Source organism: Burkholderia sp. 9775_39, from assembly GCF_015712225.1.
GTDB lineage: Bacteria > Pseudomonadota > Gammaproteobacteria > Burkholderiales > Burkholderiaceae > Burkholderia > Burkholderia cenocepacia.
The window spans coordinates 260,297-286,118 of record NZ_JACCQC010000007.1; the positions used below are offsets into that span (position 1 = coordinate 260,297).

Genomic DNA, 25,822 nt, shown 5'->3' on the forward strand with positions numbered 1-25,822 from the left:
GCTGTGGATGACGCAAACGAAGGCCGGCCGATGCGGCCGTGGGTGAGACGGCTCGTCGCCGTGTTGCCGTGGGTGCTGGCAGGCGGTCTGGCGACGGCGGTGACGCTCGTCGCGCTCGCGCCGGCCGCGTGGATCGCGCCGCAGTTCGCGCGGGCGACCGGCGGCCACGTGAATCTCGTCGATCCGGACGGGTCGCTGTGGCACGGCTCGGGCACGCTGATGCTCGCGCCGGGCGCGGACCAGAGCGCGGCGACGCTGCTGCCGGGCCGGGTCGAATGGACCACGCGCTTCTGGCCGCTGCTGACCGGGCGCGTGCAGATGCGCATGCGGCAGACGGAAGCGATGCCCGACGCGGTCACGCTTGATGCGACGTGGCGCGGCGCGGTGCTGTCGGCGGGCACGATGGCCGTGCCTGCGTCGCTGCTCACGGGGCTCGGCACGCCGTTCAACACGCTCGACCTGCAGGGCGACGTGCGGCTCGGTTGGAGCGACTGGCGGCTGATCGGCAACAACGCGTTCGGTCAGCTGACGGTGACGATCGATTCGATGAGTTCGCGCGTGTCGCGCGTGAAGCCGCTCGGTTCGTACCGCGCGGTATTGCAGGCGAAGGGCGCGGGCGCCGATCTCGACCTGTCGACGACGCAGGGCCCGCTGTTCCTCGACGGGCACGGCAGCTTCGGCCCCGGCCAGGGATCGTTCCGCGGCACCGCGCACGCGGCGCCCGAGCAACAGGCGAACCTCGCCGGGCTGCTGAACCTGCTCGGCCACCCGATCGGCAACAACCAGGTGTCGTTGATCTTCGGCGACGCGCAGCGCTGAACGCGCGCGTCGCCCGCTTTCCTTCCTACTTCTGCGCGAGCGGCGCGGCGACTGACGGTGCGGTGGCCGCGGGCACGGCCGCACCGGACGCCGGCAAGGGCGCCGGCGCTGCCATGTCGCCGTTCTCGCGCGCCATCTCCGATACGTTCCAGCCGCCGCCGAGCGCCTTCACGAGCCCGACCGACGACACCATCCGCTGCCCGGCGATCGTCGCGAGCTTCTGCTGCGCGGTGAACGCGGTGGTCTGCGCGGTCAGCACGTTCAGGTACGCGACCGTGCCGGCCTTGTACTGGTTCGTGACGATCGCGAGCGCGTGCTCGGCGCTGTCGACGGCCTGCCGCTGCACGTCGATTTCCTGCGCGAGGATGCGCTGCGACGCGAGGTTGTCCTCGACGTCCTGGAACGCGGTGAGCACCGCGAGCCGATAGGCGGCGACGTCCTGGTCGTAGGTCGCGCGCGCCGCATCGGTCTGCGCGGCGCGCAGACCCGCGTCGAACAGCGTGGCCGCGAGCTGCGGGCCGACCGTCCAGAAGCGTGCCGGCAGCGTGAACAGCTGCGACCACACCGAGCTCTGGAAGCCGCCGGTGGCCGACAGCGTGAGCGTCGGGAAGAACGCGGCGATCGCGACGCCGATCTGCTCGTTCGCGGCCGCGGCGCGGCGCTCGGCCGCCGCGACGTCGGGCCGGCGCTCGAGGATCGCGGACGGCACGTCGACCGGCGTGATCGGCGGCTCGGCCGCGAGCGGGCTCGGCGGCAGCGAGAAGGTCGACGCCGGCTCGCCGATCAGCGTCGCGATCGCATGCTCGTATTGCGCGCGGGCGACGCCGTTGTCGATCTGCGCGGCCTGCGCGCTCTGCAGCTGCGTCTGCGCCTGGATCACGTCGGCGCGCGCGGCGACGCCCTGCGCGTACTGGTTCTGCGTGAGCTGCAGCGACCGTTGGTACGACTTCACGGTGTCGTCGAGCAGCTTCTGCAGCGCATCGGACGTGCGCAACTGGAAGTAGGTCTGCGCGAGCAGCGCCTGCTGCGACAGCCGCGCGTTCGCGAGATCGGCCGCGGCGGCCGCTTCGCCGGCGCGCTGCGCGCTGACGGTGCGGCTCACCTTGCCCCACAGGTCGGGTTCCCAGCTGGCGTCGAGGCCGACGCTGTAGCTGTTGTTGATCGACCCGGTCGACCCGCTGCCGAAATTCGACGACGAACCGGACGACAGCGACGTGCGCGGCGTCCGCGCGCGCGAGCCCGATGCGGTCAGCCCGACGGTCGGGAAATACGCGGCGCGCGCCTCGGTGACGAGCGCGCGCGCCTGCCGGTAGGCGGCCGCCGATTGCGCGATGGTCTGGTTCGACGCGTTGAGCTTGCCGATCAGCGCATCGAGCTGCGGATCGTTGTAGACCGTCCACCACGGGCCGCGGTCGGCGCGATCGGCGGGCTGCGCGACTTTCCAGCCGGCCGGCGCTTCCTTGAAGGCGGCGGGGATCGACGTGTCGGGCCGGTGATAGTCGGGCCCGACGGCGCAGCCGGCGAGCAGCACGGCCGTCGCGATGGCGACGGCGGCGCTCAGCGGGCGAACGGCGCGCGGGAGGGGGGCGTACGGCATGGTGGTTTTCCTGTCTGGGCGTGACGGCCGGCGAGCGGCGCCGCGCGATGCGGTCGTCATGCCGCTGGCGGACAAATGGTAACTGACGGCGGGAAAGCTGCGCAGCCCTAAGGGTACGGTGGGCGACAGCCCGAATGTGTTACCGGCGCGGCCGGCCGGTTTACCGGCCATTACGGCCGGCTTGCGGGAAAACGGGCGTGCGAACGGGCGTACGACACCGGCCGCGCGTGACGCGGCCGGCGATCAGACAGGATCGTGCGGAGAGCGGCGGGAGCGGTGCAGCGTCAGTGGCAGCGCACGGGCACCGGGACGGGTTCGGCGGCGGCCCGCCATGTCGACGGCTCCGTCACGGCCGGCTGGCTCGTACGGCGGGCGCCGCCCTTCGCGTTGCGCTGCCGGCGATGATCGAACCATGCGAACCCGAGCGCCGCGAGCGAGCCGCCAGGCACGACCAGCATCGTCACATACAGCGCGATCTTCCAGCCGCGGTGCGGCCCGGAGAACACATGATGAGCGGTATCGGTCAGGTTGCGGCGCAGCGCGCCGGCGGCATTTTTCAGGAACAGCATCGCGAACATCCTCGGGTGCCCGGCAGCGCGGGCCAATCGGTCAGAACATAGTCTCCGGCAGTGCAACATGCACGTCGTAACTGGTTGACTCAAATAATATTGACTAAGCAATCATTTTTCAAGATACTGGGCGCGTTTTAACCCGAAACGCACTGTTGCTGCGCGCGCAATCGTATGACCGGCGGCCTCTACGATCCCGAGAACATCGCGCTGGAAACGAGCCTCGGCTATTACCTGTCGAAGGCGAAGCAGGCGCTCGTCGAGCGGATGGATCGCGCGCTCGAGCCGCTCGACCTCACCGCGCAGCAGATCGGCGTGATCCTGCTGCTGTCGCGCGGCTACGCGCGCACGCCGTTCGAACTGTCCCGCAAGATGTCGTACGACAGCGGCTCGATGACGCGCATGCTCGACCGGCTCGAACGCAAGGGGCTGATCGCACGCGCGCGCAGCGAGCAGGACCGTCGGATGGTCGAGCTGACGCTGACCGAGCGCGGCCTCGAAGCCGCCCGCGCGCTGCCGTCGCTGGTCGCGACCGCGCTCAACGCGCAACTGGAGGGCTTTTCGGCCGACGAACTGGCGACGCTCACCGGCCTGCTGCAGCGTTTCATCGCCAACGGGCCCGGCTCGACCGGCTGCCCGAAGCCCGACGAACCCGACTGCTGATGTGCGCGGAGCCCTCATGTCTAGGTTAAGCATTCGCTTATTTCTCTGTCTGGGCAGAAGATGACGAGGCACGCGCTCCGCTTTTTCCCTTTTTCATTCCACCCGGCCGGGCCGCGCTGCGTCGCGCGCCCGTGCGTTGTGCCGGCGCGTCGCGCGCGCCGCGTCTAGGAGATTCCGATGTCCGCCACCACGGCATCCGCCCCCTCCCCCGCCGCCGAACCCGCACCGCTGACCGGCGGCGCACTCGCGCTGCTGACCGTCGGGCTCGCGCTCGGCACCTTCATGGAAGTGCTCGACACGTCGATCGCGAACGTCGCGGTGCCGACCATCTCGGGTAGCCTCGGCGTCGCGACGAGCGAAGGCACGTGGGTGATTTCGTCGTACTCGGTCGCGTCCGCGATCGCGGTGCCGCTCACCGGCTGGCTCGCGCGCCGGGTCGGCGAGGTGCGCCTCTTCACGCTGTCGGTGCTCGCGTTCACGATCGCGTCGGCGCTGTGCGGCCTCGCGACCAACTTCGAGACGCTGATCGCGTTCCGGCTGCTGCAAGGCCTCGTGTCGGGGCCGATGGTGCCGCTGTCGCAGACGATCCTGATGCGCAGCTACCCGCCCGCGAAACGCGGGCTCGCGCTCGGGCTATGGGCGATGACGGTGATCGTCGCGCCGATCTTCGGCCCGTTGCTGGGCGGCTGGATCAGCGACAACTACACGTGGCCGTGGATCTTCTACATCAACCTGCCGATCGGCGTGTTCTCGGCGACCTGCGCGTACTTCCTGCTGCGCGGCCGCGAAACGAAGACGTCGAAGCAGCGGATCGACGCGATCGGCCTCGCGCTGCTCGTGATCGGCGTGTCGTGCCTGCAGATGATGCTCGACCTCGGCAAGGACCGCGACTGGTTCAACTCGTCGTTCATCGTCGCGCTCGCGCTGATCGCCGTCGTGTCGCTCGCGTTCATGCTCGTGTGGGAGGCGACCGAGAAGGAGCCGGTGGTCGACCTGTCGCTGTTCAAGGACCGCAACTTCGCGCTCGGCGCGCTGATCATCTCGTTCGGCTTCATGGCGTTCTTCGGCTCGGTCGTGATCTTCCCGCTGTGGCTGCAGACGGTGATGGGCTACACGGCCGGCAAGGCTGGCCTCGCGACCGCGCCGGTCGGGCTGCTCGCGCTGGTGCTGTCGCCGCTGATCGGCCGCAACATGCACCGGCTCGACCTGCGGATGGTCGCGAGCTTCGCGTTCATCGTGTTCGCGGGCGTGTCGCTGTGGAACGCGACGTTTACGCTCGACGTGCCGTTCAACCACGTGATCCTGCCGCGGCTCGTGCAGGGCATCGGCGTCGCGTGCTTCTTCGTGCCGATGACGACGATCACGCTGTCGAGCATCTCCGACGAGCGGCTCGCGAGCGCGTCGGGATTGTCGAACTTCCTGCGCACGCTGTCCGGCGCGATCGGCACCGCGGCCAGCTCGACGTTCTGGGAGAACGACGCGATCTACCATCATGCGCGGCTGTCGGAATCGGTGAGCGTCTACGCGCAGAACACGACCGACTACCAGGGCGCGCTCGCGCAGCTCGGCATCGTCGGGCAGACGGCCAATGCGCAACTCAACCAGCTCGTCACGCAGCAGGGCTTCATGATGGCGACCAACGACTTCTTCCATCTGTCGGCGGGCGTGTTCATCGCGCTCGCGGCGCTCGTGTGGATCACGAAGCCCAAGAAGGGCGCGGGGCCGGCGATGGGGCATTGAGGCGGTCGCGTTCGGGTTCCCGGCACGCCGCCCATGCGGCGTCCGCCACATAGATAAAGAGCTAAGCTGGCCGACCCGGACTCGCGGAACAGTGAAATGCCGACTTATGACCTACGTGATGCGACAAGGAACCTGTCGCTTTTGATCGATGACGCAATTCGTTCTGGTGAACCGTTCGTCATCGAGAACGACGGCAAGCCGCTGGTCAAAGTCGTGCCGATTGCCTCGGCACCGACGCTTGCTCCGGTATCGCGGGTCGGATTCATGAAGGGGCAGATTCGGGTCCCCGAGGATTTCGATGCGTTGCACGCCGACACGATTCGAAACAGATTCGACGGCACTGAATGAAATCAGCGTGCCGAACGTCTCGTCCTTGCCTCACTCCCGCGCCCGCAAGCCGCCGAACGCGAGATCGTCGGCCGGCGCGAGCGGCAGCGTCGCCCGCGCGACGTCGAGCCAGGCGCGCGCCGCGTGCGACAGGTAGCCCTTCTTCAGCCAGCCGAGCGCGATCGCCCACGTGATTTCCGGCTCGACGATCGGCCGGCACGTGAACTGCCCCGCGTCGAGCCGCCGGCAATACGGCTCGGGCAGCAGCGCGATGCCGACGCCCGCATGCACGAGCGCGGCCATGAAATCCCAGTGGCCGCTGCGGCTCACGATCGACGGCGTGAAGCCGGCCTGCCGGCACGCATCGAGCACCGCGTCGTGCAGCGCGAGGCTTTCCGCATAGAACACGAACGATTCGCGCGCGAGATCCGCGAGCGGCACGGCCGCGTGGTCCTCCCAGCGCGACTCGCGCGGCGCGACGAGCCACAGCGGCGCGCGCACCATCGGCAGCCGCTCGAACGTGCCGGGATCGACCGGCTCCAGCAGCCCGCCGAGCTCCAGCTCGCCCGACGTCAGCGCGGCCTCGATCATCCGCGCGCCCTGCTCGAACAGCTTCAGCTCGATGTTCGGGTAGCGCTGCTTGTACGCGGCGATGATCGGCGTGAACAGCGAACCGCCGAGCGGCGGAATGCCGATCGTCAGCTCGCCGCGTCCGAGCGTGCCGAGATCGTTCAGCTCCGATTGCAGCTGCGCCTGCGCGGCCAGCACGTCCTGGCCGCGCTGGAACACGATCCGCCCGGCGTCGGTCAGCACCATCTGCCGGCCGTCGCGCAGCAACAGCGGCGAACCGATCTCGTCTTCCAGCGCCTTCACCATCTTGCTGATGGTCGGCTGCGTGACGAACAGCTTGTCGGCCGCCGCGGTGAAGCTCTGCTGACGAACCACCTCGACGAAGTACCGCAGTGCGCGCAATTCCATCGATCACTCCCCAGATTGGTGCGGCTGAATGCAAGCGAATTCCGAATTGGAATGACAAGGATAGAGACAAGTCATTTTATTTATGGTTAGGGGAAACCCTATACTTGCTCCATTGACAGAAACATCTGTATGGAGCCCGCCATGAACAAGCCGACCGCCACTGCCGCCGCCCGCCCCGCTGCTTCGGGCAGCCTCGCGCACACGGGCCGGATCGTGCTGCAGGCCGCCGCGCTCGGCGTGCTGTGGATGGCGGTCGACTGGGCCGTGCGCAAGGTCGGGCTGCCGATTCCGTCCGGCGTGATCGGCCTCGCGGTGCTGCTCGTGCTGCTGTTCTCGGGTCGCGTCGCGCCGGCGTGGGTGAAGGACGGCGCGAACTGGCTGCTGTCCGACATGCTGCTGTTCTTCGTGCCGGCCGCCGTCGCGGCCGTGCAGTACGGCGGGCTGTTCCGCGAGGACGGCTGGCGCATCGCGCTGGTGATGCTCGCCGGCACCGCGTTCGTGATGGTCGCGGTGGCCGTCGCGGTCGATCTCGCCGCGAAGCTCGAACGCCGGCTCGCCGCGCAGCGCGTGTTCGCGGAACGCCGCCGCGCGCGCCTGAGCGCCATCGCGCACTGAGCCGGAGCCGTTCATGCTCGCCGCGCTATCGAACCTGCCCGCCGACCGGGTGAATACCGCGATCTCCGTCGGCTGCTTCGTGCTGACCGTCGTGCTGTATTTCGCGTCGAAGCGGCTCTATGCGTACAAGAAAACGCTGCTGTTCTCGCCGCTCGTGTTCGTGCCGGGCGTGCTGGTGCTGCTCGTGCTGCTGACCGGCATCCCGTATTCGGTCTATTTCCGCGACACGCGCTGGCTGATGTGGCTGCTCGGCCCGGCGACGATCGCGTTCGCGGTGCCGATCTACGACTATCGCGACCTGATCCGTCGCCACTGGCTGTCGCTGTCGGTCGGCGTCGCGGTCGGGATCGCGGCGGGCGTATGCGGGTCGCTGCTGCTCGCGAAGCTGCTGCACCTGTCGCCCGAGCTGCAGCGCTCGCTGATGACGCGCTCGGTGTCGACGCCGTTCGCGCTCGCCGTGTCCGACAAGATCCATGCGCCGAAGGACCTCACGGCCCTGTTCGTGATCGCGACCGGCATCTGCGGGATGCTGCTCGGCGAGCTCGTGCTGGCGCTCGTGCCGATGCGCACGCGGCTCGCGCGCGGCGCGCTGTTCGGCGCGGCCGCCCACGGCGTGGGCACCGCGAAGGCGCGCGAGATCGGCAGCGAGGAAGGCGTCGTGTCGAGCCTGACGATGATGATCGCGGGCGTCGCGATGGTGCTGATCGCGCCGCTGCTCACGCTGCTGCCGATCTGACGACGGATGCGCGGGCGGGCGCCGCTCGCCGCCCTGCCGCGTTCCTCGCCTGACGGTCTGTTCCCGCCGGCCGCACTCCGCTCCTCCCCGGGGATCGTTTCCCCGCCGTTCCTGCCCTGCATCGAGCCGCGCCGGCCGACAATCGGCTGAGATAGCCGCAATTCCCCCCTCTTTTCCGCCCATCGGCCTCGGCCCGGATGCCGAACAATGCATGCTACGAGACATCACGCACGCATTCACATGGCCACGACCGCAAACCCGACCGCCGACAAGCCGGCTTCGTCCGGCAAGTTCAAGCGCATCGCGCTCATCGCCGTCATCGCGCTGGGCGCGGCTGCCGCCGCCGCCGGCGGCATGTACGTGTTCCTGGGCAAGGCAGGCGTCGGCCACGCGAGCGCGCCCGCCGAGCCGGCGCCGCTGGCCGCGCCGGTGTTTTTCCCGCTCGACCCGCTGACCGTGAACCTGCAGTCCGACGACGGCGCGCAGCACTACCTGCGCGTCGGCCTGTCGCTGAAACTCACCGACCCGAAGGCGCAGGAGCAACTGACCGCGCGGATGCCGGAAATCCGCAGCCGGATCCTGCTCGCGCTGTCGAACAAGCATCCCGAGGAGCTTGCGACGCCGGACGGCAAACGTTCGCTCGCGACGGAGCTGCGGGAGCTGATCGAGCAGCCGACGCAGCCGGGCAACCAGCGCGCGAAGGTCGACGACGTCCTGTTCACCGAGTTCGTCGTCCAGTAACGCGGCCGCGAAAGGAGCGCGTATGGGTCACCAGGAGTTCATGTCCCAGGAGGAGGTCGATGCCCTCCTCAAGGGCGTCACGGGCGAAACCGATGCAGTCGACGAGCAGCGCGACACATCGGGCGTCCGCCCCTACAACATCGCGACGCAGGAGCGAATCGTCCGCGGCCGGATGCCCGGCCTCGAGATCATCAACGACCGCTTCGCGCGCCTGTTGCGGATCGGCATCTTCAACTTCATGCGGCGTACGGCGGAAATCTCCGTCAGCCAGGTGAAGGTGCAGAAGTACAGCGAATTCACCCGCAACCTGCCGATCCCGACCAACCTGAACCTGGTGCACGTGAAACCGCTGCGCGGCACGTCGCTGTTCGTGTTCGACCCGAACCTCGTGTTCTTCGTCGTCGACAACCTGTTCGGCGGCGACGGGCGCTTCCACACGCGTGTCGAGGGCCGCGACTTCACGGCCACCGAGCAGCGGATCATCGGCAAGCTGCTGAACCTCGTGTTCGAGCACTACACGACCGCGTGGAAGAGCGTGCGGCCGCTGCAGTTCGAATTCGTGCGCTCGGAGATGCACACGCAGTTCGCGAACGTCGCAACGCCGAACGAGATCGTGATCGTCACGCAGTTCTCGATCGAGTTCGGGCCGACGGGCGGCACGCTGCACATCTGCATGCCGTACTCGATGATCGAGCCGATCCGCGACGTGCTCAGCTCGCCGATCCAGGGCGAGGCGCTCGAAGTCGACCGCCGCTGGGTGCGCGTGCTGTCGCAGCAGGTGCAGGCCGCCGAGGTCGAGCTGACCGCGAATCTCGCCGAGATCTCGTCGACGTTCGAGAAGATCCTGAACCTGCGCGCGGGCGACGTGCTGCCGCTCGAGATCGAGGACACGATCACCGCGAAGGTCGACGGCGTGCCGGTGATGGAATGCGGCTACGGAATTTTCAATGGTCAATATGCGTTGCGCGTGCAGAAGATGATCGGCGCGAGCGATTCGATGAAGGAAGGTGGATATGAGTGAGCTGAACCAGACGCCCGACGACGACATGCAGGCGATGGCCGATGCAGCGCTCGCGGCGTCGGCCGCCGACGCGCAGGCGCCGGCCGCGGCCGACGAGGATCCGGGCATGGACGACTGGGCGGCCGCGCTCGCCGAGCAGAACCAGCAGCCGGTGGCGGCCGGGGCGACGGGCGCCGGCGTGTTCCAGCCGCTGTCGAAGGCCGCGGCGAGCTCGACGCACAACGACATCGAGATGATCCTCGACATCCCGGTCAAGATGACCGTGGAGCTCGGCCGCACGAAGATCGCGATCCGCAACCTGCTGCAGCTCGCGCAGGGGTCGGTCGTCGAGCTCGACGGCATGGCCGGCGAGCCGATGGACGTGCTCGTGAACGGCTGCCTGATCGCGCAGGGCGAAGTCGTGGTGGTCAACGACAAGTTCGGCATTCGCCTCACCGACATCATCACGCCGGCCGAACGTATCCGGAAGCTGAATCGATGAACGTCGTCAAGCCCGGCCAGCGTGTGTGCCGCGCGATGGCGGCGACGGTGCTTGCCGTCGTCGCGTCGCTCGTGTGCACGCCGGCCGGCGCCGCGGACATGAACGCGGTGAACCACCCCGGTTCGATCGCGTCGAGCGTGACGGTCGGCTCGGCCGCGCCGTCGCTCGGCATCGGCGCGGTGCTGCAGACGCTCGTCGGGCTCGCGGTCGTGATCGGCCTCGTGTTCGCGTGCGCGTGGCTCGCGCGCCGCTTCGGCTTCCAGCCCGCGCGGCGCGGCGGCCCGCTCAAGGTCGTGTCGAGCGTCGGGCTCGGCGCGAAGGAAAGCGCGACGATCGTCGAGATCGGCGACACCTGGCTCGTGCTCGGCGTCGCGCCGGGCAACGTGCGATTGCTGCATACGCTGCCGGCCGCCTCGGTGGCGGCCACCGCGACCGCGGGGTCGGCGCCGGCCGACGCGTCCGCCGGCGGCCATGCGCCCGACGCCGGCCTGCCCGGCACGTTCGGCTCGCGGTTTCGCGACGCGCTCGCGGGCGAAGCCGCGAAACGCCTCGGGCGTGGCAAGGACCGCTGACATGGCGCCGCGCCCTCTTCCAGTCTCCGCATTCCGATGAAACACGCATTCCTGCGTCACGCGGCGCGCGTCGCGCCCGTGCTGATCCTCTGTCTCGCCCCTGCGCTCGCGTATGCGCAGGCGAACGGCCTGCCCGCGTTCAACGCGAGCCCGGGGCCGCACGGCGGCACCACCTATTCGCTGAGCGTGCAGACGATGCTGCTGCTCACGATGCTGTCGTTCCTGCCGGCGATGCTGCTGATGATGACGAGCTTCACGCGCATCATCATCGTGCTGTCGCTGCTGCGCCAGGCGCTCGGCACCGCGACGACGCCGCCGAACCAGGTGCTCGTCGGCCTCGCGATGTTCCTCACCTTCTTCGTGATGTCGCCGGTGCTCGACCGCGCGTACAACGACGGCTACAAGCCGTTCTCCGACGGCTCGATGCCGATGGAGCAGGCCGTGCAGCGCGGCGTCGCGCCGTTCAAGACCTTCATGCTGAAGCAGACCCGCGAGACCGACCTCGCGCTGTTCGCGAAGATCTCGAAGGCCGCGCCGATGCAGGGCCCCGACGACGTGCCGCTGTCGCTGCTGGTGCCCGCGTTCGTCACGAGCGAGCTGAAGACCGGTTTCCAGATCGGCTTCACGGTGTTCATCCCGTTCCTGATCATCGACATGGTCGTCGCGAGCGTGCTGATGTCGATGGGGATGATGATGGTGTCGCCGTCCACCGTGTCGCTGCCGTTCAAGCTGATGCTGTTCGTGCTGGTCGACGGCTGGCAGCTGCTGATCGGCTCGCTCGCGCAGAGCTTCACGTAAGCCGCGGAGGGATCACGCGATGACGCCCGAACAAGTGATGACGCTCGCGCACCAGGCGATGATGGTCGGCCTGCTGCTCGCGGCCCCGCTGCTGCTCGTCGCGCTCGCGGTCGGCCTCGTCGTGAGCCTGTTCCAGGCCGCGACGCAGATCAACGAAGCGACGTTGTCGTTCATCCCGAAGCTGCTCGCGGTCGCCGCGACGCTCGTGATCGCCGGCCCGTGGATGCTGACGACGATGCTCGACTACCTGCGGCAGACGCTGCTGCACGTCGCGACAATCGGCGTCGGCTGAGCCGCGCGCCGGCAGCCCCGTTCCGCGACGATGTTCTCGGTTACCTACGCGCAGCTCAACGGCTGGCTCACGGCGTTCCTGTGGCCGTTCGTGCGAATGCTCGCGCTCGTCGCGACGGCGCCCGTCGTCGGCCACGCGGCGGTGCCGGTGCGCGTGAAGATCGGCCTGGCCGCGTTCATGGCGCTGGTCGTCGCGCCGACGCTCGGCGCGATGCCGGACGTCACCGTGTTCTCCGCGCCGGGCATCTGGATCCTCGTCACGCAATTCCTGATCGGCGTCGCGATGGGCTTCACGATGCAGCTCGTGTTCGCGGCCGTCGAGGCGGCCGGCGACTTCATCGGGCTGTCGATGGGCCTCGGCTTCGCGACCTTCTTCGATCCGCACACGAGCGGCGCGACACCCGTGATGGGCCGTTTCCTGAACGCGGTCGCGATGCTCGCGTTCCTCGCGGTGGACGGCCACCTGCAGATGTTCGCGGCGCTCGCCGCGTCGTTCCAGTCGCTGCCGGTGTCGGGCGACCTGCTGCACGCGCCGGGCTGGCGCACGCTCGCCACCTTCGGCGCGGTCGTGTTCGAGATGGGGCTGCTGCTCGCGCTGCCGGTGGTCGCGGCGCTGCTGATCGCGAACCTCGCGCTCGGCATCCTGAACCGCGCGGCGCCGCAGATCGGCGTATTCCAGGTCGGCTTTCCGGTGACGATGCTCGTCGGGCTGTTGCTCGTGCAACTGATGGTGCCGAACCTGGTGCCGTTCGTGTCGCACCTGTTCGACATGGGGCTCGATGCGATGGGGCGGGTGTTGCTCGGCTGGCGCTAGACGCCCCGCGGTCCCCTGTCGACCCGCTTCGGCGCCGGTCGCCCCCATTCCGCCCCCGTTGCTGGAAAACCCCTAAACGAACCGCCGACCCGCGAAAGGTTGCGGAAGGTTTCGCCTCCCTATACTCGTGATGACGATGCAGCAAGCATCGCGCCATACGAATACAACGAAGGAGACGACCCCGATGCGACCCATCCTGCGCACCCTCGCCGTTGCAGCCAGCCTGAGCTGCGCGCTCGCCGCTCATCCCGCGTTCGCCGACGACGGCGGCAAGATCACGATCATGGTCGGCGGGATCGCGAAGCTGATCTACCTGCCCGCGCGGCTCACGCAGGAGCTCGGCAACTTCAAGGCCGAAGGGCTCGACGTCGAACTGCTGTCGCAGCCGGCCGGCGTCGACGCCGAGAACGAGCTGCTCGCGGGCGCCGTGCAAGGCGTCGTCGGCTTCTACGATCACACCATCGACCTGCAGAGCAAGGGCAAGGACGTGAAGGCGATCGCCGTGTTCGGCCAGGTGCCGGGCGAAGTCGAGATGGTCTCGACCAAGGCCGCGCCGACCTTCAAGTCGATGGCCGACGCGAAGGGCAAGACGCTCGGCGTGACGGGCCTCGGCTCGTCGACGAGCTTCCTCACCCAATACCTTGCGCTGCAGCACGGCGTGCCGTCGACGCAGTACACGATGCTGCCGGTCGGCGCCGACGCGAGCTTCATCGCCGCGATCAAGCAGGGCCGCATCGACGCCGGGATGACGACCGAGCCGACGGTGTCCGCGCTCGAGAAGATGGGCGACGCGAAGGTGCTGGTCGACCTGCGCACGCTGGACGGCACGCGCGCCGCGCTCGGCGGCACCTACCCGGCCGCGAGCCTGTACGTGCAGTCGGCGTGGGCCGATGCGCACAAGGCGGAGGCGACCAAGCTCGCGCACGCGTTCGCGAAGACGATGCAGTTCATCCACACGCACAGCGCCGACGAAATCGCCGCGAAGATGCCGGCCGACTACCAGAAGGACAAGGCGCTGTACGTGGCCGCGCTGAAGGCGTCGCTACCGATGTACACGGCCGACGGCAAGATGCCGGCCGACGGCCCGGCGACCGTGCTGAAGGTGCTGTCGGCGTTCAACCCGTCGGTGAAGGGCAAGCACATCGACCTGGCGCGCACCTATACGAACGATTTCGTGAACGCAAAGTAAGCCGCGACGCCGGCGGCGGCGATCCCGCCGCCGCGCGTTCCCCGTTCCGGCCCGGTTGACCGGCCCGGCGCCGCCACTGCGACGCCCTCCTCACCCGCAGGATCGATGCGATGAATCAGGCAGTCTCCCCGAGCACACCGGCGATCGAGTTTCGCAATGTGTCGTGCCGCTTCATTTCGCCGGAAGGCAAGGCCACCGTCGCGTTGCGCGACTTCAGCATGAGCGTCGCGCGCGGCGAATTCATCGCGATCGTCGGCCCGACCGGCTGCGGCAAGTCGACCACGCTGAACCTGATCACCGGGCTGCTCAAGCCCGTGTCGGGCGAAGTCCGCGTGATGGGCCGCCCGGTCGACGGGATCGACCCGCGCATCGGCTTCGTGTTCCAGGCCGACGCCGTGTTCCCGTGGCGCAACGTGATCGACAACGTCGCGGCCGGCCCGCTGTTTCGCGGCCGCTCGAAGGACGTCGCGTACGCGCAGGCCGAGGAGTGGATCCGCAAGGTCGGCCTCGACAAGTTCACCAAACACTACCCGCACCAGCTCTCCGGCGGGATGAGAAAGCGCGTCGCGCTCGCGCAGACCTTCATCAACCAGCCGGAGATCCTGCTGATGGACGAGCCGTTCTCCGCGCTCGACATGCAGACCCGCACGCTGATGCAGGACGAGCTGCTGCAGCTGTGGTCCGCGAACAAGGGGTCGGTCGTGTTCGTCACGCACGATCTCGAGGAAGCGATCGCGCTCGCCGACCGCGTGTTCGTGCTGACCGCCCGCCCCGCGACGCTCAAGCGCGTGTATGAAATCGACCTGCCGCGCCCGCGCGTCATGTCGGAAGTGCGCTACGACGCACGCTTCATCGAAATTTCCAAGGACATCTGGCACGACCTGCGCGAAGAAGTGCAGATCGGCTGACGCATACGCCGCACGACAAGCACCGGCAAGAAACAGCAAGGACAGGAGCATGACCGACATGACGCTTCCCACCACCGCCCTTCCGGCGACCACGCTCGAGGACGACGAGCGCGCCGCGCAACGCCGGCTGCGCCGCCGGCGCACGCTGATCGTCACGCTGCGGATCGCCGTACTCGTGATCGTGCTGGGCGGGTGGGAACTCGCCGCCCGGCTGAAATGGATCGATCCGTTCTTCTTCTCGATGCCGTCGCTGATCTTCGCGCAGATCCAGGACTGGTTCGTGAACGGCACGTCGCAGGGTCCGCTGCTCACGCAGGTGTGGGTCACGCTCGAGGAAACCGCGATCGGCTTCCTGATCGGCTCGGTGGCCGGCGTGATCTGCGGGATCGTGCTCGGCCGCAACAAGCTGATGGCCGACGTGTTCGGCCTGTACATCCAGATCGCGAACTCGATTCCGCGCGTCGTGCTCGGCTCGGTGTTCGTGATCGCGCTCGGCCTCGGGATGGCGTCGAAGATCGCGCTGGCCGTCGTGATGGTGTTCTTCGTCGTGTTCGGCAACGCGTTCCAGGGCGTGCGCGAAGCGGATCGCTACCTGATCGCGAACGCGCAGATCCTCGGCGCGTCGCGCCGGCAGATCACCACGTCGGTCGTGATCCCGTCCGCGCTCTCCTGGATTCTCGCGAGCCTGCACGTGAGCTTCGGCTTCGCGCTGGTCGGTGCGGTGGTCGGCGAATTCCTGGGTTCCAAGCAAGGGATCGGGCTGTTAATCTCCACCGCCCAGGGCGCGTTCAACGCGAGCGGCGTGTTCGCGGCGATGATCGTGCTGGCCGTGGTCGCGCTGGCCGCCGACTACCTGCTGACGCGGATCGAGAAGCGGCTGCTGAAGTGGCGCCCCGCGGCGTTCTGAACGCCGCCCGCCGGCGCCTGACATGACACCCCGACCGCGCCGGCGACCCCGGCGCGGTTCGGCATTTCCGGGAAGGAGCGCAACAGGATGGCGCACAGCCTGCGCGGACGACTGCTGTGGTGGCTGCTGCTGCCGCTCGCGGTGTTCGTGCTGATCGCCGGCGCGATGTCGTACGACACCGCGCGGACCACGGCCGCGCTCGTGCAGGACAGCGCGCTCGTCGCGTCCGCGCGCACGATCGGCGAGGACGTCGAATGGCGCAACGGCCGGCCGGCGGCCGATGTGCCGCCTGCCGCGCTGGAGATCTTCGAATCGCCGTCGGGCGACTCGGTGTTCTACAAGGTGATCGACGGCCACGACCGCCTGCTCGCCGGCAATCCGGCGCTCGACCTGCCCGCGCGGCACGGCATCGAGCCGACGCTGTACGACACGTCGCTCGACGGCGTGCCGCTGCGCGCGGTGGCCTACGACCGCCAGCTGTACGACGAGGGGCAGGTCGAGACGGTCACCGTGGTCGTCGCGAAGACGACGCGTTCGTACGGCGCGATGGTCGCGACGATCTGGCGGCCGCAGCTCGTGCGCCTGTCGCTGATGCTGGTGCTCGCGGTGGTGCTCGTCTATCTCGGCCTCACCTTCGAGCTGCGCCCGCTGATGAAGCTGAAGGACGACGTTGCCGACCGCGGGCCGATGGAACTCGAGCCGATCCGCCCGGAGCGGCTGCAATACGAACTGCGGCCGATCGTCGACGCGATCAACCAGTGCATCGCGCGCCTGAACACGCACACGGCCACGCAGCGCCGCTTCATCGCGGATGCCGCGCACCAGCTGCGCACGCCGATCGCGGTGCTCGACACGCAGATCCAGTACGCGCAGCAGCGCGGCAACGACGATCGTGAACTCGCGTCGGTGCTCGACAGCATGCAGCGCAGCAGCCGCAAGATGGCCGACGTGACCGACAAGCTGCTGCTGCTCGCGCACGCGGAAGCGACGCCGTCGACGCTCCTGACCCAGCGCGTCGACCTGGCCGCGGTGGTGTCGAGCGTGCTGGAGGAGACGATCGTGCTCGCGCAGCGGCGCGACATCGACCTCGGCGCGGATCTCGGCGAGCGGCTCGACGTCGCGGGCAGCGACAGCCTGCTCACCGCGCTGGTGATGAACCTCGTCGACAACGCGGTGCGCTACACCCAGCCGGGCGGCTGCGTGACGGTCTGCGCGCGGCGCGACGGCGAGGCGATCGTGCTCGACGTGGTCGACGACGGCCCCGGCATCCCGGCCGAAGCGCGACCGCACGTATTCAAGCGGTTCTACCGCGTGTCGGCCGACACCGACGGCTCGGGCCTCGGGCTCGCGATCGTCCGCGAAATTGCGCAGGCGCACGGCGGCAGCGTGTCGCTCGCGCCGGGGCCCGGCAATCGCGGGATCGTCGTGACCGTGCGGTTGCCCGCTTTCGATTGAAGAGAACGCCGTCATGAAACTTTTGCTGGTCGAAGACAACGCCGAGCTCGCGCACTGGATCGTGAACCTGCTGCGCGGCGAGGATTTCGCGGTCGACTGCGTCGGCGACGGCGAACGGGCCGACACGGTGCTCAAGACCGAACGCTACGACGCGGTGCTGCTCGACATGCGCCTGCCCGGCATCAGCGGCAAGGAAGTGCTCGCACGGCTGCGGCGCCGCAATGACAACGTGCCGGTGCTGATGCTGACCGCGCACGGCTCGGTCGACGACAAGGTCGACTGCTTCGGCGCGGGCGCCGACGATTACGTCGTGAAGCCGTTCGAGTCGCGCGAGCTGGTGGCGCGCATCCGTGCGCTGATCCGCCGGCAGGCCGGCGTCGGCACGACCCAGCTCGTGTGCGGCGACCTCGTCTATGCGTTCGGCACGCGCGAATTCCGCTGTGGCGACGCGGTGCTCGCGCTGCGCCGCCGCGAGCACGCGATCCTCGAAACGCTGATGTTGCAGCAGAACAAGACGGTGTCGAAGGCGCGACTGATGGACAGCGTGTTCGCGCTCGACGACGAGCCCAGCGCCGACGCGATCGACATCTACATCCACCGGCTGCGCAAGCATCTCGCCGGCAGCACGGCCGAGATCATCACGCTGCGCGGGCTCGGCTACATCCTGCGCATGAAGAGCGCGCACGATTGACGCGGCGCGCTTCCCGCCTTCCGCACATCAATTCGTAGCGCGAATCATCGTCGAAGCCTGCCCGACGTCCGGCAGAACCGCTTCCGCTCGCGTGCCCGATCCGTGATGGCTGCGCGTTCGGTGTTTTCACCGATCCGATTCTTTCCGCCGGGAAAGCGCCGTGAAGGATTGCCCCCTCTACGATGCTATGCGTCGGCCCGCTCGCTGTGGCCGGCAAGATTCGGCATACATTACGTACTGCCAACGACCGGATTTCAATGCGGCAGCTCGGAGGAGACGATCTTGAAACGAAAAACCCTTGCCCTTTCCATCGCGGCGGCGGGCCTGTGCGCCGGCCATGCGCATGCGCAGTCGAGCGTGCAGCTCTACGGCCTGATGGACCTGAGCTTTCCGACCTACCGGACCCATGCCGATGCGAACGGCAAGCACGTGATCGGGATGGGCAACGAAGGCGAACCGTGGTTCAGCGGCAGCCGCTGGGGCCTGAAAGGCGCTGAAGACATCGGCGGCGGCACGAAGATCATCTTCCGCCTGGAAAGCGAATTCGTGGTCGCGAACGGCCAGATGGAAGACGAAGGCCAGATCTTCGACCGCGACGCGTGGGTCGGCGTCGAGGACGAGCGCTTCGGCAAGCTGACGGCCGGCTTCCAGAACACGATCGCGCGCGATGCGGCGACGATCTACGGCGACGCGTACGGCTCCGCGAAGCTGTCGACCGAGGAGGGCGGCTGGACCAACTCGAACAACTTCAAGCAGATGATCTTCTACGCGGCCGGCCCGACCGGCACGCGCTACAACAACGGCATCGCGTGGAAGAAGCTGTTCAGCAACGGCATCTTCGCGAGCGCCGGCTACCAGTTCAGCAACTCGACGTCGTTCGCGACCGGCTCCGCGTACCAGGCCGCGCTCGGCTACAACGGCGGGCCGTTCGCCGTGTCGGGCTTCTACAACCACGTGAACCACAACGGCTTCCGGAACCAGACGTTCTCGGTCGGCGGCAACTACACGTTCGACATCGTGCGCCTGAATGCCGGCTACTTCCGCTACAACGGCGACCAGGGCCCGCTCGGCCAGCGCCACGACGATTCGTGGACGGTGTCGATGAAGATCGCGCCGAAGGGCGCGCTCGACTACGAGCTCGGCTACCAGCAGATGCGCATCAAGAACGCCGCGAACAACGCGGACGGCTTCACGCCGAACGCCAACCTCGGCGCGTTCAGCCTGACCAACGGCGTCGCCAATGGCTTCAAGGAGACGATCTACGGGTCGGTGTTCTATCACCTGAGCAAGCGCACCGAGGTGTACCTGGCCGGCGACTACATGAAGCTGCACGGCGGCTACACGGTGTCGTCGACGTTCGGCGCGAAGAACCAGCTCGAACTGACGTCGGGCATCCGCACGCGCTTCTGACCCGAGGCGGTCATCCGGGCGGGGCCCGCCGGGCCCTGCCGCACCCTCCTTCCGGGATTCTCCATGCGGGCACGCCGGCGCTTGCGCCGACCGTGCCCTTTTTTTCGTCCTTTTTCAGCCTTTGCGCGGCGCCGTCGCGCGCCCGCCGGCCGCCCCGTGCGACAACCGGCCCGAACCCGCTCGCGGCCCGTCCGGCGGGCGATCGCGGCCGATGCGCACGCGCCCGGCCCACATCGGCGCTTGACCTGCGCCGACCGACTCGCTAGCGTTTCGGGTTTGCCCGGGCGGCCGTTGCCGCCGGTGCCGTGAGCGCGCCCGACGTCCTGGCGCGCGCGGCCGGGTTCCGATGGAAAAGACGATGCAGAAACTCGATGCGGCCAGCCCGCAGGCGATGTCGACGGATTTCACCGCCGACAACGTCGCGCGCCTGAAGGCGCTGTTCCCCGAACTCGTGACCGAAGGCCCGCACGGCGCGTCGGTCGACGTCGACGTGCTGAAGGCGCTGGTCGGCGAGCGCACGGTCGGCGACGCCGACGAGCGCTACGGCTTCCACTGGCACGGCAAGCGCGCCGCGCGCCAGGCCGCGCTCACGCCGTCGACGGGCACGCTGCGGCCCTGCCCCGACGACAGCGTCGCGTGGGACGACACGCGCCATCTGGTGATCGAGGGCGACAACCTCGACGTGATGAAGCTGCTGCACAAGAGCTACGCCGGCAAGGTGAAGCTCGTCTACATCGATCCGCCGTACAACACCGGCAGCGATTTCGTCTATCCGGACGACTTCAGCGACAGCATCCGCCACTACCTGGCGATGACGGGCCAGACCGAAGCCGGCGTGAAGCGCAGCACCAACACCGAGGCGAACGGCCGGTTCCACACCGACTGGCTGAACATGATGTATCCGCGCCTGAAGCTCGCGCACGCGCTGCTGTCCGACGAAGGGCTGATCGCGGTGCACATCGACGAGCACGAAGTGCATGCGCTGGTGCTGATGCTGCGCGAGATCTTCGGCGAGGAAAACGAGCTCGGCGTGGCCGTGTGGGACAAGCGCAACCCGAAGGGCGACGCGCGCGGCGTCGCGTACCAGCACGAATCGCTGGTGCTGTTCGCGCGCAACGCCGAGACGCTGCTCGAACGGGCGCCGCTCAAGCGCCCGAAGCGCAACGCGCAGCGCATGCTCGACGCCGCGCACGACGCGGTGTACCGCAGCGGCAACCCGAAGGACGCGCAGAAGGCGTACCGCGCGTGGATGAAGGCGCAGACCAACCTGTCCGGCGGCGAGGTGATGTACGACCGGCTGTCCGCGGAAGGCCGCGTGTACCGCCTCGTGTCGATGGCCTGGCCGAACAAGAAGAAGGCGCCCGAAGAATATTTCACGCCGCTGATCCACCCGGTCACCGGCAAGCCGTGCGCGATGCCGGCGCGCGGCTGGCGCAACCCGCCGGCGACGATGCAGGCGCTGCTCGAACGCGGCCAGATCGAATTCGGCCCGGATGAAACCACGCAGCCGCAGCGGATCTACTACCTCGACGAGAACATGTACGAGAACGTGCCGTCGGTGCTGCCGTTCGCCGGCTCCGACGACGCGCTGCTGAAGACGCTCGGCATCCCGTTCGACCTGCCGAAGCCGGTCGACTTCGCGGCGGCCGTGATCGGCTGGTGCACGCGCGGCGACGACATCGTGCTCGACTGCTTCGCCGGCTCCGGCTCGACCGGCCACGCTGTCATGCAGGTGAACGCGACCGACGGCGGCGCGCGCCGCTACATCCTCGTGCAGCTGCCCGAGGCGCTCGACCGCCGCGACAAGACGCAGACGGCCGCCGCCGATTTCTGCGCGAAGCTGAAAAAACCGCTGACGCTCGCCGAAATCACGAAGGAACGCCTGCGCCGCGCCGCGCAGCAGGTCGCGCGCGACTATCCGGAAAGCTATGGCGACCTCGGCTTTCGCGTGTACCGGCTCGACACGACCAACGTGATCGAGTGGGACCCGCGCCGCGACGACTTCGACCATGCGCTCTTCGCGTCCGTCGAACACGTGAAGACCGGCCGCACCGAGGACGACCTGCTCGCCGAGCTGACGCTCAAGCTCGGCCTCGACCTGTGCACGCCGGTCGAGCATCACCAGGTGGCCGGCAAGACGGTGCACCTGATCGGGCGCGCGATCGTCGCGTGCTTCGATGCGCGCCTGTCGCGCGACGACGCGGGCCCGCTCGCCGACGGCATCGTCGACCTGCTCGACGCCACCGGCGCGTCGCGCGACGTCACGTGCCTGTTCCGCGACAGCGGCTTCGTCGACGACGTCGCGAAGCTCAATCTCGCCGCGCTGCTCGAACAGCACGGCGTGAAGCGCGTGCGGAGCCTGTGATGCGGCTGCATTTCGAAGCGGATCTCGACTACCAGCGCGAGGCGATCGACGCCGTGTGCGACCTGTTTCGCGGCCAGGAATCGTATCGCGGCGACTTCAGCGTGTTCGCGAACGCCGCGCCCGGCACGACGGCCGCCGCGCAAGGCTCGCTCGGCTTCGCGGTGTCGGAGCAAGGCGTCGGCAACCGGCTGTCGCTGACCGACGACGCGCTCGCGCGCAATCTCGCCGACGTGCAGCTGCGCGGCGGGCTGCCGCCGTCCGGCCTGCCCGGCTCGCGCGACTTCACCGTCGAGATGGAGACCGGCACCGGCAAGACCTACGTGTACCTGCGCACGATCTTCGAGCTGAACCGCCGCTACGGCTTCACGAAGTTCGTGATCGTCGTGCCGTCGATCGCGATCAAGGAAGGCGTGCACAAGACGCTCGCGATCACCGAGGATCACTTCCGCGCGCTGTACGCGGGCGTGCCGTACGACTACTTCCTGTACGACTCCGCGAAGCTCGGCCAGGTGCGCCACTTCGCGGCGAGCGCGGCGATCCAGATCATGGTGATGACGGTCGCCGCGATCAACAAGAAAGAGATCAACAACCTCTACAAGGACAGCGAGAAGACCGGCGGCGAGAAGCCGATCGACCTGATCCGCGCGACGCGGCCGATCGTGATCGTCGACGAGCCGCAAAGCGTCGACGGCGGCCTCGAAGGGCGCGGGCGCGAAGCGCTCGCCGCGATGGCGCCGCTCTGCACGCTGCGCTATTCGGCCACCCACGTCGACCGTCACCACATGGTGTACCGGCTCGATGCGGTCGACGCGTACGAGCGCAAGCTCGTCAAGCAGATCGAGATCGCGTCGGCGATCGTCGAGGATGCGCACAACAAGCCGTACGTGCGGCTCGTCGGCGTGTCGAACCGGCGCGGCGCGATCAGCGCGCGCGTCGAGCTCGACGTCGCGACCGCGGCCGGCGTGAAGCGCCAGATCGTGTCGGCCACCGACGGCGACGATCTCGAGCGCCTGACCAAGCGCGCGCTGTATGCGGGGCTGCGGATCGGCGAAGTGCATGCGGTCAAGGGCGCCGAATACGTCGAGCTGCGCCATCCGGAAGGCGAGGCGTTCCTGTCGCTCGGCGAGGCGTTCGGCGACATCGACACGCTCGCCGTGCAGCGCGAGATGATCCGCCGCACGATCCGCGAGCATCTCGACAAGGAGCTGCGCCTGGCCGAGCGCGGCGTGAAGGTGCTGTCGCTGTTCTTCGTCGATTCGGTCGAACGCTATCGCCGCTACGACGAGAACGGCATGCCGGTGAAGGGCGACTACGCGCTGATCTTCGAAGAGGAATATGCGCGCGCGGCCCGCGTACCGGCCTACCGTGCGCTGTTCGACGGCGTCGACATCGCCCTCGAGGTCGAGCGTGCGCACAACGGCTACTTCTCGATCGACCGCAAGGGCGGCTGGACCGACACGAGCGAAAGCAGCGCGGCGGCCCGCGAGAACGCGGAGCGCGCATACGGCCTGATCATGCGCGAGAAGGAAGCGCTGCTGTCGTTCGACACGCCGCTGAAGTTCATCTTCTCGCACTCGGCGCTGAAGGAAGGCTGGGACAACCCGAACGTGTTCCAGATCTGCACGCTGCGCGACATCCAGACCGAACGCGAGCGCCGCCAGACGCTCGGCCGCGGGCTGCGCCTCGCGGTCGACCAGGACGGCGAACGCGTGCGCGACGCGGGCGTCAACACGCTCACCGTGATCGCGACCGAGCGCTACGAGTCGTTCGCGGAAAATCTCCAGAAGGAAATCGAGGCCGATACGGGCATCCGCTTCGGGATCGTCGAGCAACACCAGTTCGCGGCGCTGCCCGTGCAGGAAGACGACGGCCCCGCGCATGCGCTCGGCATCGAGCTGTCGCGCGTGCTGTGGAACCATCTGCACGAGCAGGGCTACGTCGACGCGCAGGGCAAGGTGCTCGACCGGCTGAAGGATGCGCTGCGCCAGAGCGCGCTCGTGCTGCCGGACGCGTTCGAGCGGCTGCGCGCGCCGATCGTCGCGACGCTGCGCAAGCTGTCCGGCCGCTTCGCGGTGCGCAACGCCGACGAGCGCCGCGCGATCGCGTTGCGGCGCGATGCGTCGGGCAAGGCCGTCGTGTTCGGCGAGGATTTCCGCGCGCTGTGGGATCGCATTCGCCATCGCACCGTGTACCGCGTCGAGTTCGACAACGCGAAGCTGGTGCGCGACTGCACGGCCGCGTTGCGCGACGCGCCGGACATCGCACGGGCGCGGCTGCAGTGGCGCAAGGCCGAGATCGACATCGGCAAGGCCGGCATCGAGGCGATCGAGGTGGCCGGCGCCGGCACCGTGCTGCTCGACGAAGGCGAATTGCCGCTGCCCGACCTGCTCACCGAGCTGCAGGACCGCACGCAGCTCACGCGTCGCTCGCTCGCGACGATCCTCGCGGACAGCGGCCGGCTCGACGATTTCCGCGTGAATCCGCAGCAGTTCATCGCGGTCGCGGCCGATGCGATCAACCGCTGCAAGCGGCTCGCGCTCGTCGCGGGCATCGCGTACCGCAAGCTCGGCGAGCGCCACGTGCATGCGCTCGAATCGTTCGAGAGCGAGGCGCTGACCGGCTACCTGCGCAACCTGCGGCCGGACGCGCGCAAGTCGATCCACGAAGCGGTGGTGTGCGAGACGGACGCCGAGCGCGCGTTCGCCGATGCGCTCGAAGCGCACGACGGCGTGAAGCTGTACGCGAAGCTGCCGGCGTGGTTCCGCGTGCAGACGCCGCTCGGCAGCTATCACCCGGACTGGGCCGTGCTTGCGGAACAGGACGGCGGCGAGCGGCTGTACTTCGTCGTCGATACGCCGAATGCCGACGGCCACGTGCCGAGCGAGCACGAGCGCGCGAAGCTCGCGTGCGGCGACGCGCATTTCCGCGCGCTGGTCGATGGCGACGACGCGGCGCGCTTCGTGCGCGTCGGGCGGGCGGATGCGTTGTTCGAATCGGCCTCCGGTGCGCCGCCGGCGGGCGGCGGGCGGTAAGACGAAGGGCGGCGACGAGCCGCCCTTTTTTTCGGCGTGGCTCGGCTTTTATCGATCGTGCCGGGTGCCCGCGTGTCGCCTGTTGCTCCGGCCGGTTTTCATCCTGTCATTCGCGTGAAAGCAATCCGTATTCTCGCGGGCGGGCTCGGCGGTTACGGCTGGTTGCAAATCGGGTCGGCACGATGTTTCCGGTCGCCGGCCACGTTGCGTTTTCACCATGAAAAAAGGGCGCCGAAGCGCCCTTCTCCTGCATTCGCTGGCCGAGCTTACAGCGTGCGGCCGAATGCGTTGCGATGCGAATGATGCGTGGACGTCGACGCATGGGCGGTATGGCCATGCGCGTGCGAGTGACCGCGGCCCGGCTGCGTGCCGGCGCGATCGGCGATCGTGTCGGAACGGTCGGCCGCGCGCGCGAGGCCCTTGTCGCGGTCGCCCGCGTGCATGCCGTTCGAGTTGCTCAGCGCCTGGCCGCTCATGTGGCCGCCGGACATGCCGCCCGCGTTGCCGCCCGAGCCGCCTGCGCCATGACCGCCGCCGTTGCCCCCGCCACCGCCATTGCCGCCGGCCGCCGCATGGGCGGACACCGAGCCGAGCGCGAGCAGCGCGACCGTCAGGACGGACAGATATCGTTGCTGTTTCATCTGGTGCTCCCTGGAGCGCGTTTGTGTGACTGCATTTTATGAACGCGCGACATTCGCGCCACACGACGTTGTAAATGATCGTAACGACGCGTGCGGCACGCATTCGTCGGATCAATTCGGTGCGCGCATGAACGCCGGAACGAAGCACCGGAGCGACGCCACGGCATCGCCCCGGTAACGAGGTCGCTTACTGCGCCGGCTGCATGCCCTGCACGGCGGCCTTGTGCTGCGCGGCCTGCTCTTGCGCCTGCTTCTTCGCCATGTGATGGCCGACGATACAGCCGCCGACCGCGCCAACCACCGCGTGGTGTCCCGCGTAGTGGCCGGCCACCCCGCCGACCACCGCGCCCTTCATGCAGCCCGCCGCGTGCGCGCTGCCGATCGTTGCGAGCGCAACGACTGCGGCGGTTGCATACCGTCCGATGTACCGGATGGGATTCATGTGATCACTCTCCTCAGGTC

The 25,822-nt window shown here is 68.4% G+C and carries 26 protein-coding genes; 21 read left to right on the plus strand and 5 right to left on the minus strand.

All coding sequences use genetic code 11. The annotated features are described in order from the left end of the window. The first annotated feature begins 30 nt into the window (after positions 1-30). Positions 31-819, plus strand: coding sequence for a type II secretion system protein N (locus H0X90_RS12535; protein WP_006491283.1), 789 nt, complete (start codon positions 31-33; stop codon positions 817-819). 25 nt (positions 820-844) lie between these two features. Here H0X90_RS12535 and H0X90_RS12540 read toward each other — a convergent pair whose 3' ends face one another. Continuing rightward, positions 845-2,416, minus strand: coding sequence for an efflux transporter outer membrane subunit (locus H0X90_RS12540; protein WP_058902040.1), 1,572 nt, complete (start codon positions 2,414-2,416; stop codon positions 845-847). A gap of 284 nt (positions 2,417-2,700) precedes the next feature. Next, a complete protein-coding gene (locus H0X90_RS12545) occupies positions 2,701-2,985 on the minus strand; it encodes a hypothetical protein (RefSeq protein WP_012492985.1) in 285 nt (94 codons plus the stop codon). A gap of 174 nt (positions 2,986-3,159) precedes the next feature. On the opposite strand from H0X90_RS12545, the gene H0X90_RS12550 reads away from it, so the two are divergent. The 3 genes from H0X90_RS12550 to H0X90_RS12560 all read left to right on the plus strand — a co-directional run bounded on the left by H0X90_RS12550 (position 3,160) and on the right by H0X90_RS12560 (position 5,736). Next, positions 3,160-3,648 (plus strand): MarR family winged helix-turn-helix transcriptional regulator, encoded by a 489-nt coding sequence (locus H0X90_RS12550; protein WP_077190316.1) that lies wholly within the window; start codon positions 3,160-3,162, stop codon positions 3,646-3,648. A gap of 177 nt (positions 3,649-3,825) precedes the next feature. After that, the gene (locus tag H0X90_RS12555) at positions 3,826-5,388 is read left to right on the plus strand and encodes a DHA2 family efflux MFS transporter permease subunit (protein ID WP_006491289.1); all 1,563 of its coding nucleotides are present in this window, start codon (positions 3,826-3,828) and stop codon (positions 5,386-5,388) included. Between the two features lie 96 nt (positions 5,389-5,484). Further along, positions 5,485-5,736: a type II toxin-antitoxin system Phd/YefM family antitoxin gene (locus H0X90_RS12560; RefSeq protein ID WP_006495400.1), complete on the plus strand. Its 252-nt coding sequence runs from the start codon at positions 5,485-5,487 to the stop codon at positions 5,734-5,736. 30 nt (positions 5,737-5,766) lie between these two features. On the opposite strand, the gene H0X90_RS12565 is transcribed toward H0X90_RS12560, so the two are convergent. Further along, on the minus strand, positions 5,767-6,693 hold the full coding sequence (locus H0X90_RS12565; protein ID WP_006491270.1) for a LysR family transcriptional regulator: 927 nt from the start codon (positions 6,691-6,693) through the stop codon (positions 5,767-5,769). A 141-nt stretch (positions 6,694-6,834) separates the two neighbouring features. Here H0X90_RS12565 and H0X90_RS12570 point away from each other — a divergent pair, with 141 nt between their 5' ends. From H0X90_RS12570 to H0X90_RS12650, 17 genes are all read left to right on the plus strand, one after another. Continuing rightward, positions 6,835-7,308 carry a CidA/LrgA family protein gene (locus tag H0X90_RS12570; RefSeq protein WP_006491291.1) on the plus strand — a complete coding sequence of 158 codons (474 nt, stop codon included), beginning with the start codon at positions 6,835-6,837 and terminating at the stop codon, positions 7,306-7,308. 13 nt (positions 7,309-7,321) lie between these two features. Next, positions 7,322-8,044, plus strand: coding sequence for an LrgB family protein (locus tag H0X90_RS12575; RefSeq protein ID WP_006491274.1), 723 nt, complete (start codon positions 7,322-7,324; stop codon positions 8,042-8,044). A gap of 240 nt (positions 8,045-8,284) precedes the next feature. Next, positions 8,285-8,785 (plus strand): flagellar basal body-associated protein FliL, encoded by a 501-nt coding sequence (gene fliL / locus H0X90_RS12580; protein WP_006491281.1) that lies wholly within the window; start codon positions 8,285-8,287, stop codon positions 8,783-8,785. Positions 8,786-8,807: 22 nt separating this feature from the next. Next, positions 8,808-9,806 (plus strand): flagellar motor switch protein FliM, encoded by a 999-nt coding sequence (gene fliM, locus H0X90_RS12585; RefSeq protein ID WP_006477232.1) that lies wholly within the window; start codon positions 8,808-8,810, stop codon positions 9,804-9,806. Continuing rightward, entirely contained in the window at positions 9,799-10,287 is a 489-nt protein-coding gene (fliN, locus tag H0X90_RS12590) for a flagellar motor switch protein FliN (RefSeq protein WP_006491286.1), read from the plus strand. The genes fliM and fliN overlap by 8 nt, the downstream gene beginning before the upstream one ends. Beyond that, positions 10,284-10,859 (plus strand): flagellar biosynthetic protein FliO, encoded by a 576-nt coding sequence (fliO, locus tag H0X90_RS12595; protein ID WP_077190317.1) that lies wholly within the window; start codon positions 10,284-10,286, stop codon positions 10,857-10,859. The genes fliN and fliO overlap by 4 nt, the downstream gene beginning before the upstream one ends. A 36-nt stretch (positions 10,860-10,895) precedes the next feature. Then, a complete protein-coding gene (fliP, locus tag H0X90_RS12600; RefSeq protein WP_006491273.1) occupies positions 10,896-11,657 on the plus strand; it encodes a flagellar type III secretion system pore protein FliP in 762 nt (253 codons plus the stop codon). Between the two features lie 19 nt (positions 11,658-11,676). After that, entirely contained in the window at positions 11,677-11,949 is a 273-nt protein-coding gene (fliQ, locus tag H0X90_RS12605) for a flagellar biosynthesis protein FliQ (protein WP_077190319.1), read from the plus strand. Between the two features lie 30 nt (positions 11,950-11,979). Next, positions 11,980-12,762, plus strand: coding sequence for a flagellar biosynthetic protein FliR (gene fliR / locus H0X90_RS12610; RefSeq protein WP_006491278.1), 783 nt, complete (start codon positions 11,980-11,982; stop codon positions 12,760-12,762). Between the two features lie 184 nt (positions 12,763-12,946). Continuing rightward, complete coding sequence (locus H0X90_RS12615) at positions 12,947-13,951, plus strand: ABC transporter substrate-binding protein (RefSeq protein WP_048984971.1); 1,005 nt, start codon at positions 12,947-12,949, stop codon at positions 13,949-13,951. 110 nt (positions 13,952-14,061) lie between these two features. After that, positions 14,062-14,859: an ABC transporter ATP-binding protein gene (locus H0X90_RS12620; protein WP_006491292.1), complete on the plus strand. Its 798-nt coding sequence runs from the start codon at positions 14,062-14,064 to the stop codon at positions 14,857-14,859. Positions 14,860-14,917: 58 nt separating this feature from the next. Further along, positions 14,918-15,766 (plus strand): ABC transporter permease, encoded by an 849-nt coding sequence (locus tag H0X90_RS12625; protein WP_006491277.1) that lies wholly within the window; start codon positions 14,918-14,920, stop codon positions 15,764-15,766. A gap of 87 nt (positions 15,767-15,853) precedes the next feature. Continuing rightward, the gene (locus tag H0X90_RS12630; RefSeq protein ID WP_058902042.1) at positions 15,854-17,221 is read left to right on the plus strand and encodes a sensor histidine kinase; all 1,368 of its coding nucleotides are present in this window, start codon (positions 15,854-15,856) and stop codon (positions 17,219-17,221) included. A gap of 13 nt (positions 17,222-17,234) precedes the next feature. Beyond that, on the plus strand, positions 17,235-17,912 hold the full coding sequence (locus H0X90_RS12635; protein ID WP_006491276.1) for a response regulator: 678 nt from the start codon (positions 17,235-17,237) through the stop codon (positions 17,910-17,912). Positions 17,913-18,194: 282 nt separating this feature from the next. After that, positions 18,195-19,322 (plus strand): porin, encoded by a 1,128-nt coding sequence (locus H0X90_RS12640; RefSeq protein ID WP_077190321.1) that lies wholly within the window; start codon positions 18,195-18,197, stop codon positions 19,320-19,322. A 346-nt stretch (positions 19,323-19,668) separates the two neighbouring features. Beyond that, positions 19,669-21,687 carry a site-specific DNA-methyltransferase gene (locus H0X90_RS12645; RefSeq protein WP_034178472.1) on the plus strand — a complete coding sequence of 673 codons (2,019 nt, stop codon included), beginning with the start codon at positions 19,669-19,671 and terminating at the stop codon, positions 21,685-21,687. Further along, a complete protein-coding gene (locus tag H0X90_RS12650; RefSeq protein ID WP_077190322.1) occupies positions 21,687-24,719 on the plus strand; it encodes a type III restriction-modification system endonuclease in 3,033 nt (1,010 codons plus the stop codon). The genes H0X90_RS12645 and H0X90_RS12650 overlap by 1 nt, the downstream gene beginning before the upstream one ends. 266 nt (positions 24,720-24,985) lie before the next feature. Here H0X90_RS12650 and H0X90_RS12655 read toward each other — a convergent pair whose 3' ends face one another. Together H0X90_RS12655 and H0X90_RS12660 are read right to left on the minus strand one after the other, a co-directional pair. After that, positions 24,986-25,360, minus strand: a complete 375-nt coding sequence (locus H0X90_RS12655) for a hypothetical protein (protein WP_077190323.1) — start codon at positions 25,358-25,360, stop codon at positions 24,986-24,988. A 187-nt stretch (positions 25,361-25,547) separates the two neighbouring features. Continuing rightward, complete coding sequence (locus H0X90_RS12660; protein ID WP_006487314.1) at positions 25,548-25,802, minus strand: glycine zipper 2TM domain protein; 255 nt, start codon at positions 25,800-25,802, stop codon at positions 25,548-25,550. Between the last annotated feature and the right edge of the window lie 20 nt (positions 25,803-25,822).

What these genes read in the sequence shown, in the direction of transcription:
- H0X90_RS12540 (WP_058902040.1), bottom strand. Translation starts at nt 2,416, where the DNA reads ATGCCGTACGCCCCCCTCCCGCGCGCCGTTCGCCCGCTGAGCGCCGCC.
- fliQ (WP_077190319.1), top strand. Translation starts at nt 11,677, where the DNA reads ATGACGCCCGAACAAGTGATGACGCTCGCGCACCAGGCGATGATGGTC.
- H0X90_RS12575 (WP_006491274.1), top strand. Translation starts at nt 7,322, where the DNA reads ATGCTCGCCGCGCTATCGAACCTGCCCGCCGACCGGGTGAATACCGCG.
- fliR (WP_006491278.1), top strand. Translation starts at nt 11,980, where the DNA reads ATGTTCTCGGTTACCTACGCGCAGCTCAACGGCTGGCTCACGGCGTTC.
- H0X90_RS12660 (WP_006487314.1), bottom strand. Translation starts at nt 25,802, where the DNA reads ATGAATCCCATCCGGTACATCGGACGGTATGCAACCGCCGCAGTCGTT.
- H0X90_RS12635 (WP_006491276.1), top strand. Translation starts at nt 17,235, where the DNA reads ATGAAACTTTTGCTGGTCGAAGACAACGCCGAGCTCGCGCACTGGATC.
- H0X90_RS12620 (WP_006491292.1), top strand. Translation starts at nt 14,062, where the DNA reads ATGAATCAGGCAGTCTCCCCGAGCACACCGGCGATCGAGTTTCGCAAT.
- H0X90_RS12615 (WP_048984971.1), top strand. Translation starts at nt 12,947, where the DNA reads ATGCGACCCATCCTGCGCACCCTCGCCGTTGCAGCCAGCCTGAGCTGC.
- fliO (WP_077190317.1), top strand. Translation starts at nt 10,284, where the DNA reads ATGAACGTCGTCAAGCCCGGCCAGCGTGTGTGCCGCGCGATGGCGGCG.
- fliL (WP_006491281.1), top strand. Translation starts at nt 8,285, where the DNA reads ATGGCCACGACCGCAAACCCGACCGCCGACAAGCCGGCTTCGTCCGGC.
- H0X90_RS12550 (WP_077190316.1), top strand. Translation starts at nt 3,160, where the DNA reads ATGACCGGCGGCCTCTACGATCCCGAGAACATCGCGCTGGAAACGAGC.
- H0X90_RS12630 (WP_058902042.1), top strand. Translation starts at nt 15,854, where the DNA reads ATGGCGCACAGCCTGCGCGGACGACTGCTGTGGTGGCTGCTGCTGCCG.
- H0X90_RS12645 (WP_034178472.1), top strand. Translation starts at nt 19,669, where the DNA reads ATGGAAAAGACGATGCAGAAACTCGATGCGGCCAGCCCGCAGGCGATG.
- H0X90_RS12565 (WP_006491270.1), bottom strand. Translation starts at nt 6,693, where the DNA reads ATGGAATTGCGCGCACTGCGGTACTTCGTCGAGGTGGTTCGTCAGCAG.
- fliN (WP_006491286.1), top strand. Translation starts at nt 9,799, where the DNA reads ATGAGTGAGCTGAACCAGACGCCCGACGACGACATGCAGGCGATGGCC.
- H0X90_RS12570 (WP_006491291.1), top strand. Translation starts at nt 6,835, where the DNA reads ATGAACAAGCCGACCGCCACTGCCGCCGCCCGCCCCGCTGCTTCGGGC.
- H0X90_RS12545 (WP_012492985.1), bottom strand. Translation starts at nt 2,985, where the DNA reads ATGCTGTTCCTGAAAAATGCCGCCGGCGCGCTGCGCCGCAACCTGACC.
- H0X90_RS12655 (WP_077190323.1), bottom strand. Translation starts at nt 25,360, where the DNA reads ATGAAACAGCAACGATATCTGTCCGTCCTGACGGTCGCGCTGCTCGCG.
- H0X90_RS12555 (WP_006491289.1), top strand. Translation starts at nt 3,826, where the DNA reads ATGTCCGCCACCACGGCATCCGCCCCCTCCCCCGCCGCCGAACCCGCA.
- H0X90_RS12535 (WP_006491283.1), top strand. Translation starts at nt 31, where the DNA reads ATGCGGCCGTGGGTGAGACGGCTCGTCGCCGTGTTGCCGTGGGTGCTG.
- fliM (WP_006477232.1), top strand. Translation starts at nt 8,808, where the DNA reads ATGGGTCACCAGGAGTTCATGTCCCAGGAGGAGGTCGATGCCCTCCTC.
- H0X90_RS12650 (WP_077190322.1), top strand. Translation starts at nt 21,687, where the DNA reads ATGCGGCTGCATTTCGAAGCGGATCTCGACTACCAGCGCGAGGCGATC.
- H0X90_RS12625 (WP_006491277.1), top strand. Translation starts at nt 14,918, where the DNA reads ATGACGCTTCCCACCACCGCCCTTCCGGCGACCACGCTCGAGGACGAC.
- H0X90_RS12560 (WP_006495400.1), top strand. Translation starts at nt 5,485, where the DNA reads ATGCCGACTTATGACCTACGTGATGCGACAAGGAACCTGTCGCTTTTG.
- fliP (WP_006491273.1), top strand. Translation starts at nt 10,896, where the DNA reads ATGAAACACGCATTCCTGCGTCACGCGGCGCGCGTCGCGCCCGTGCTG.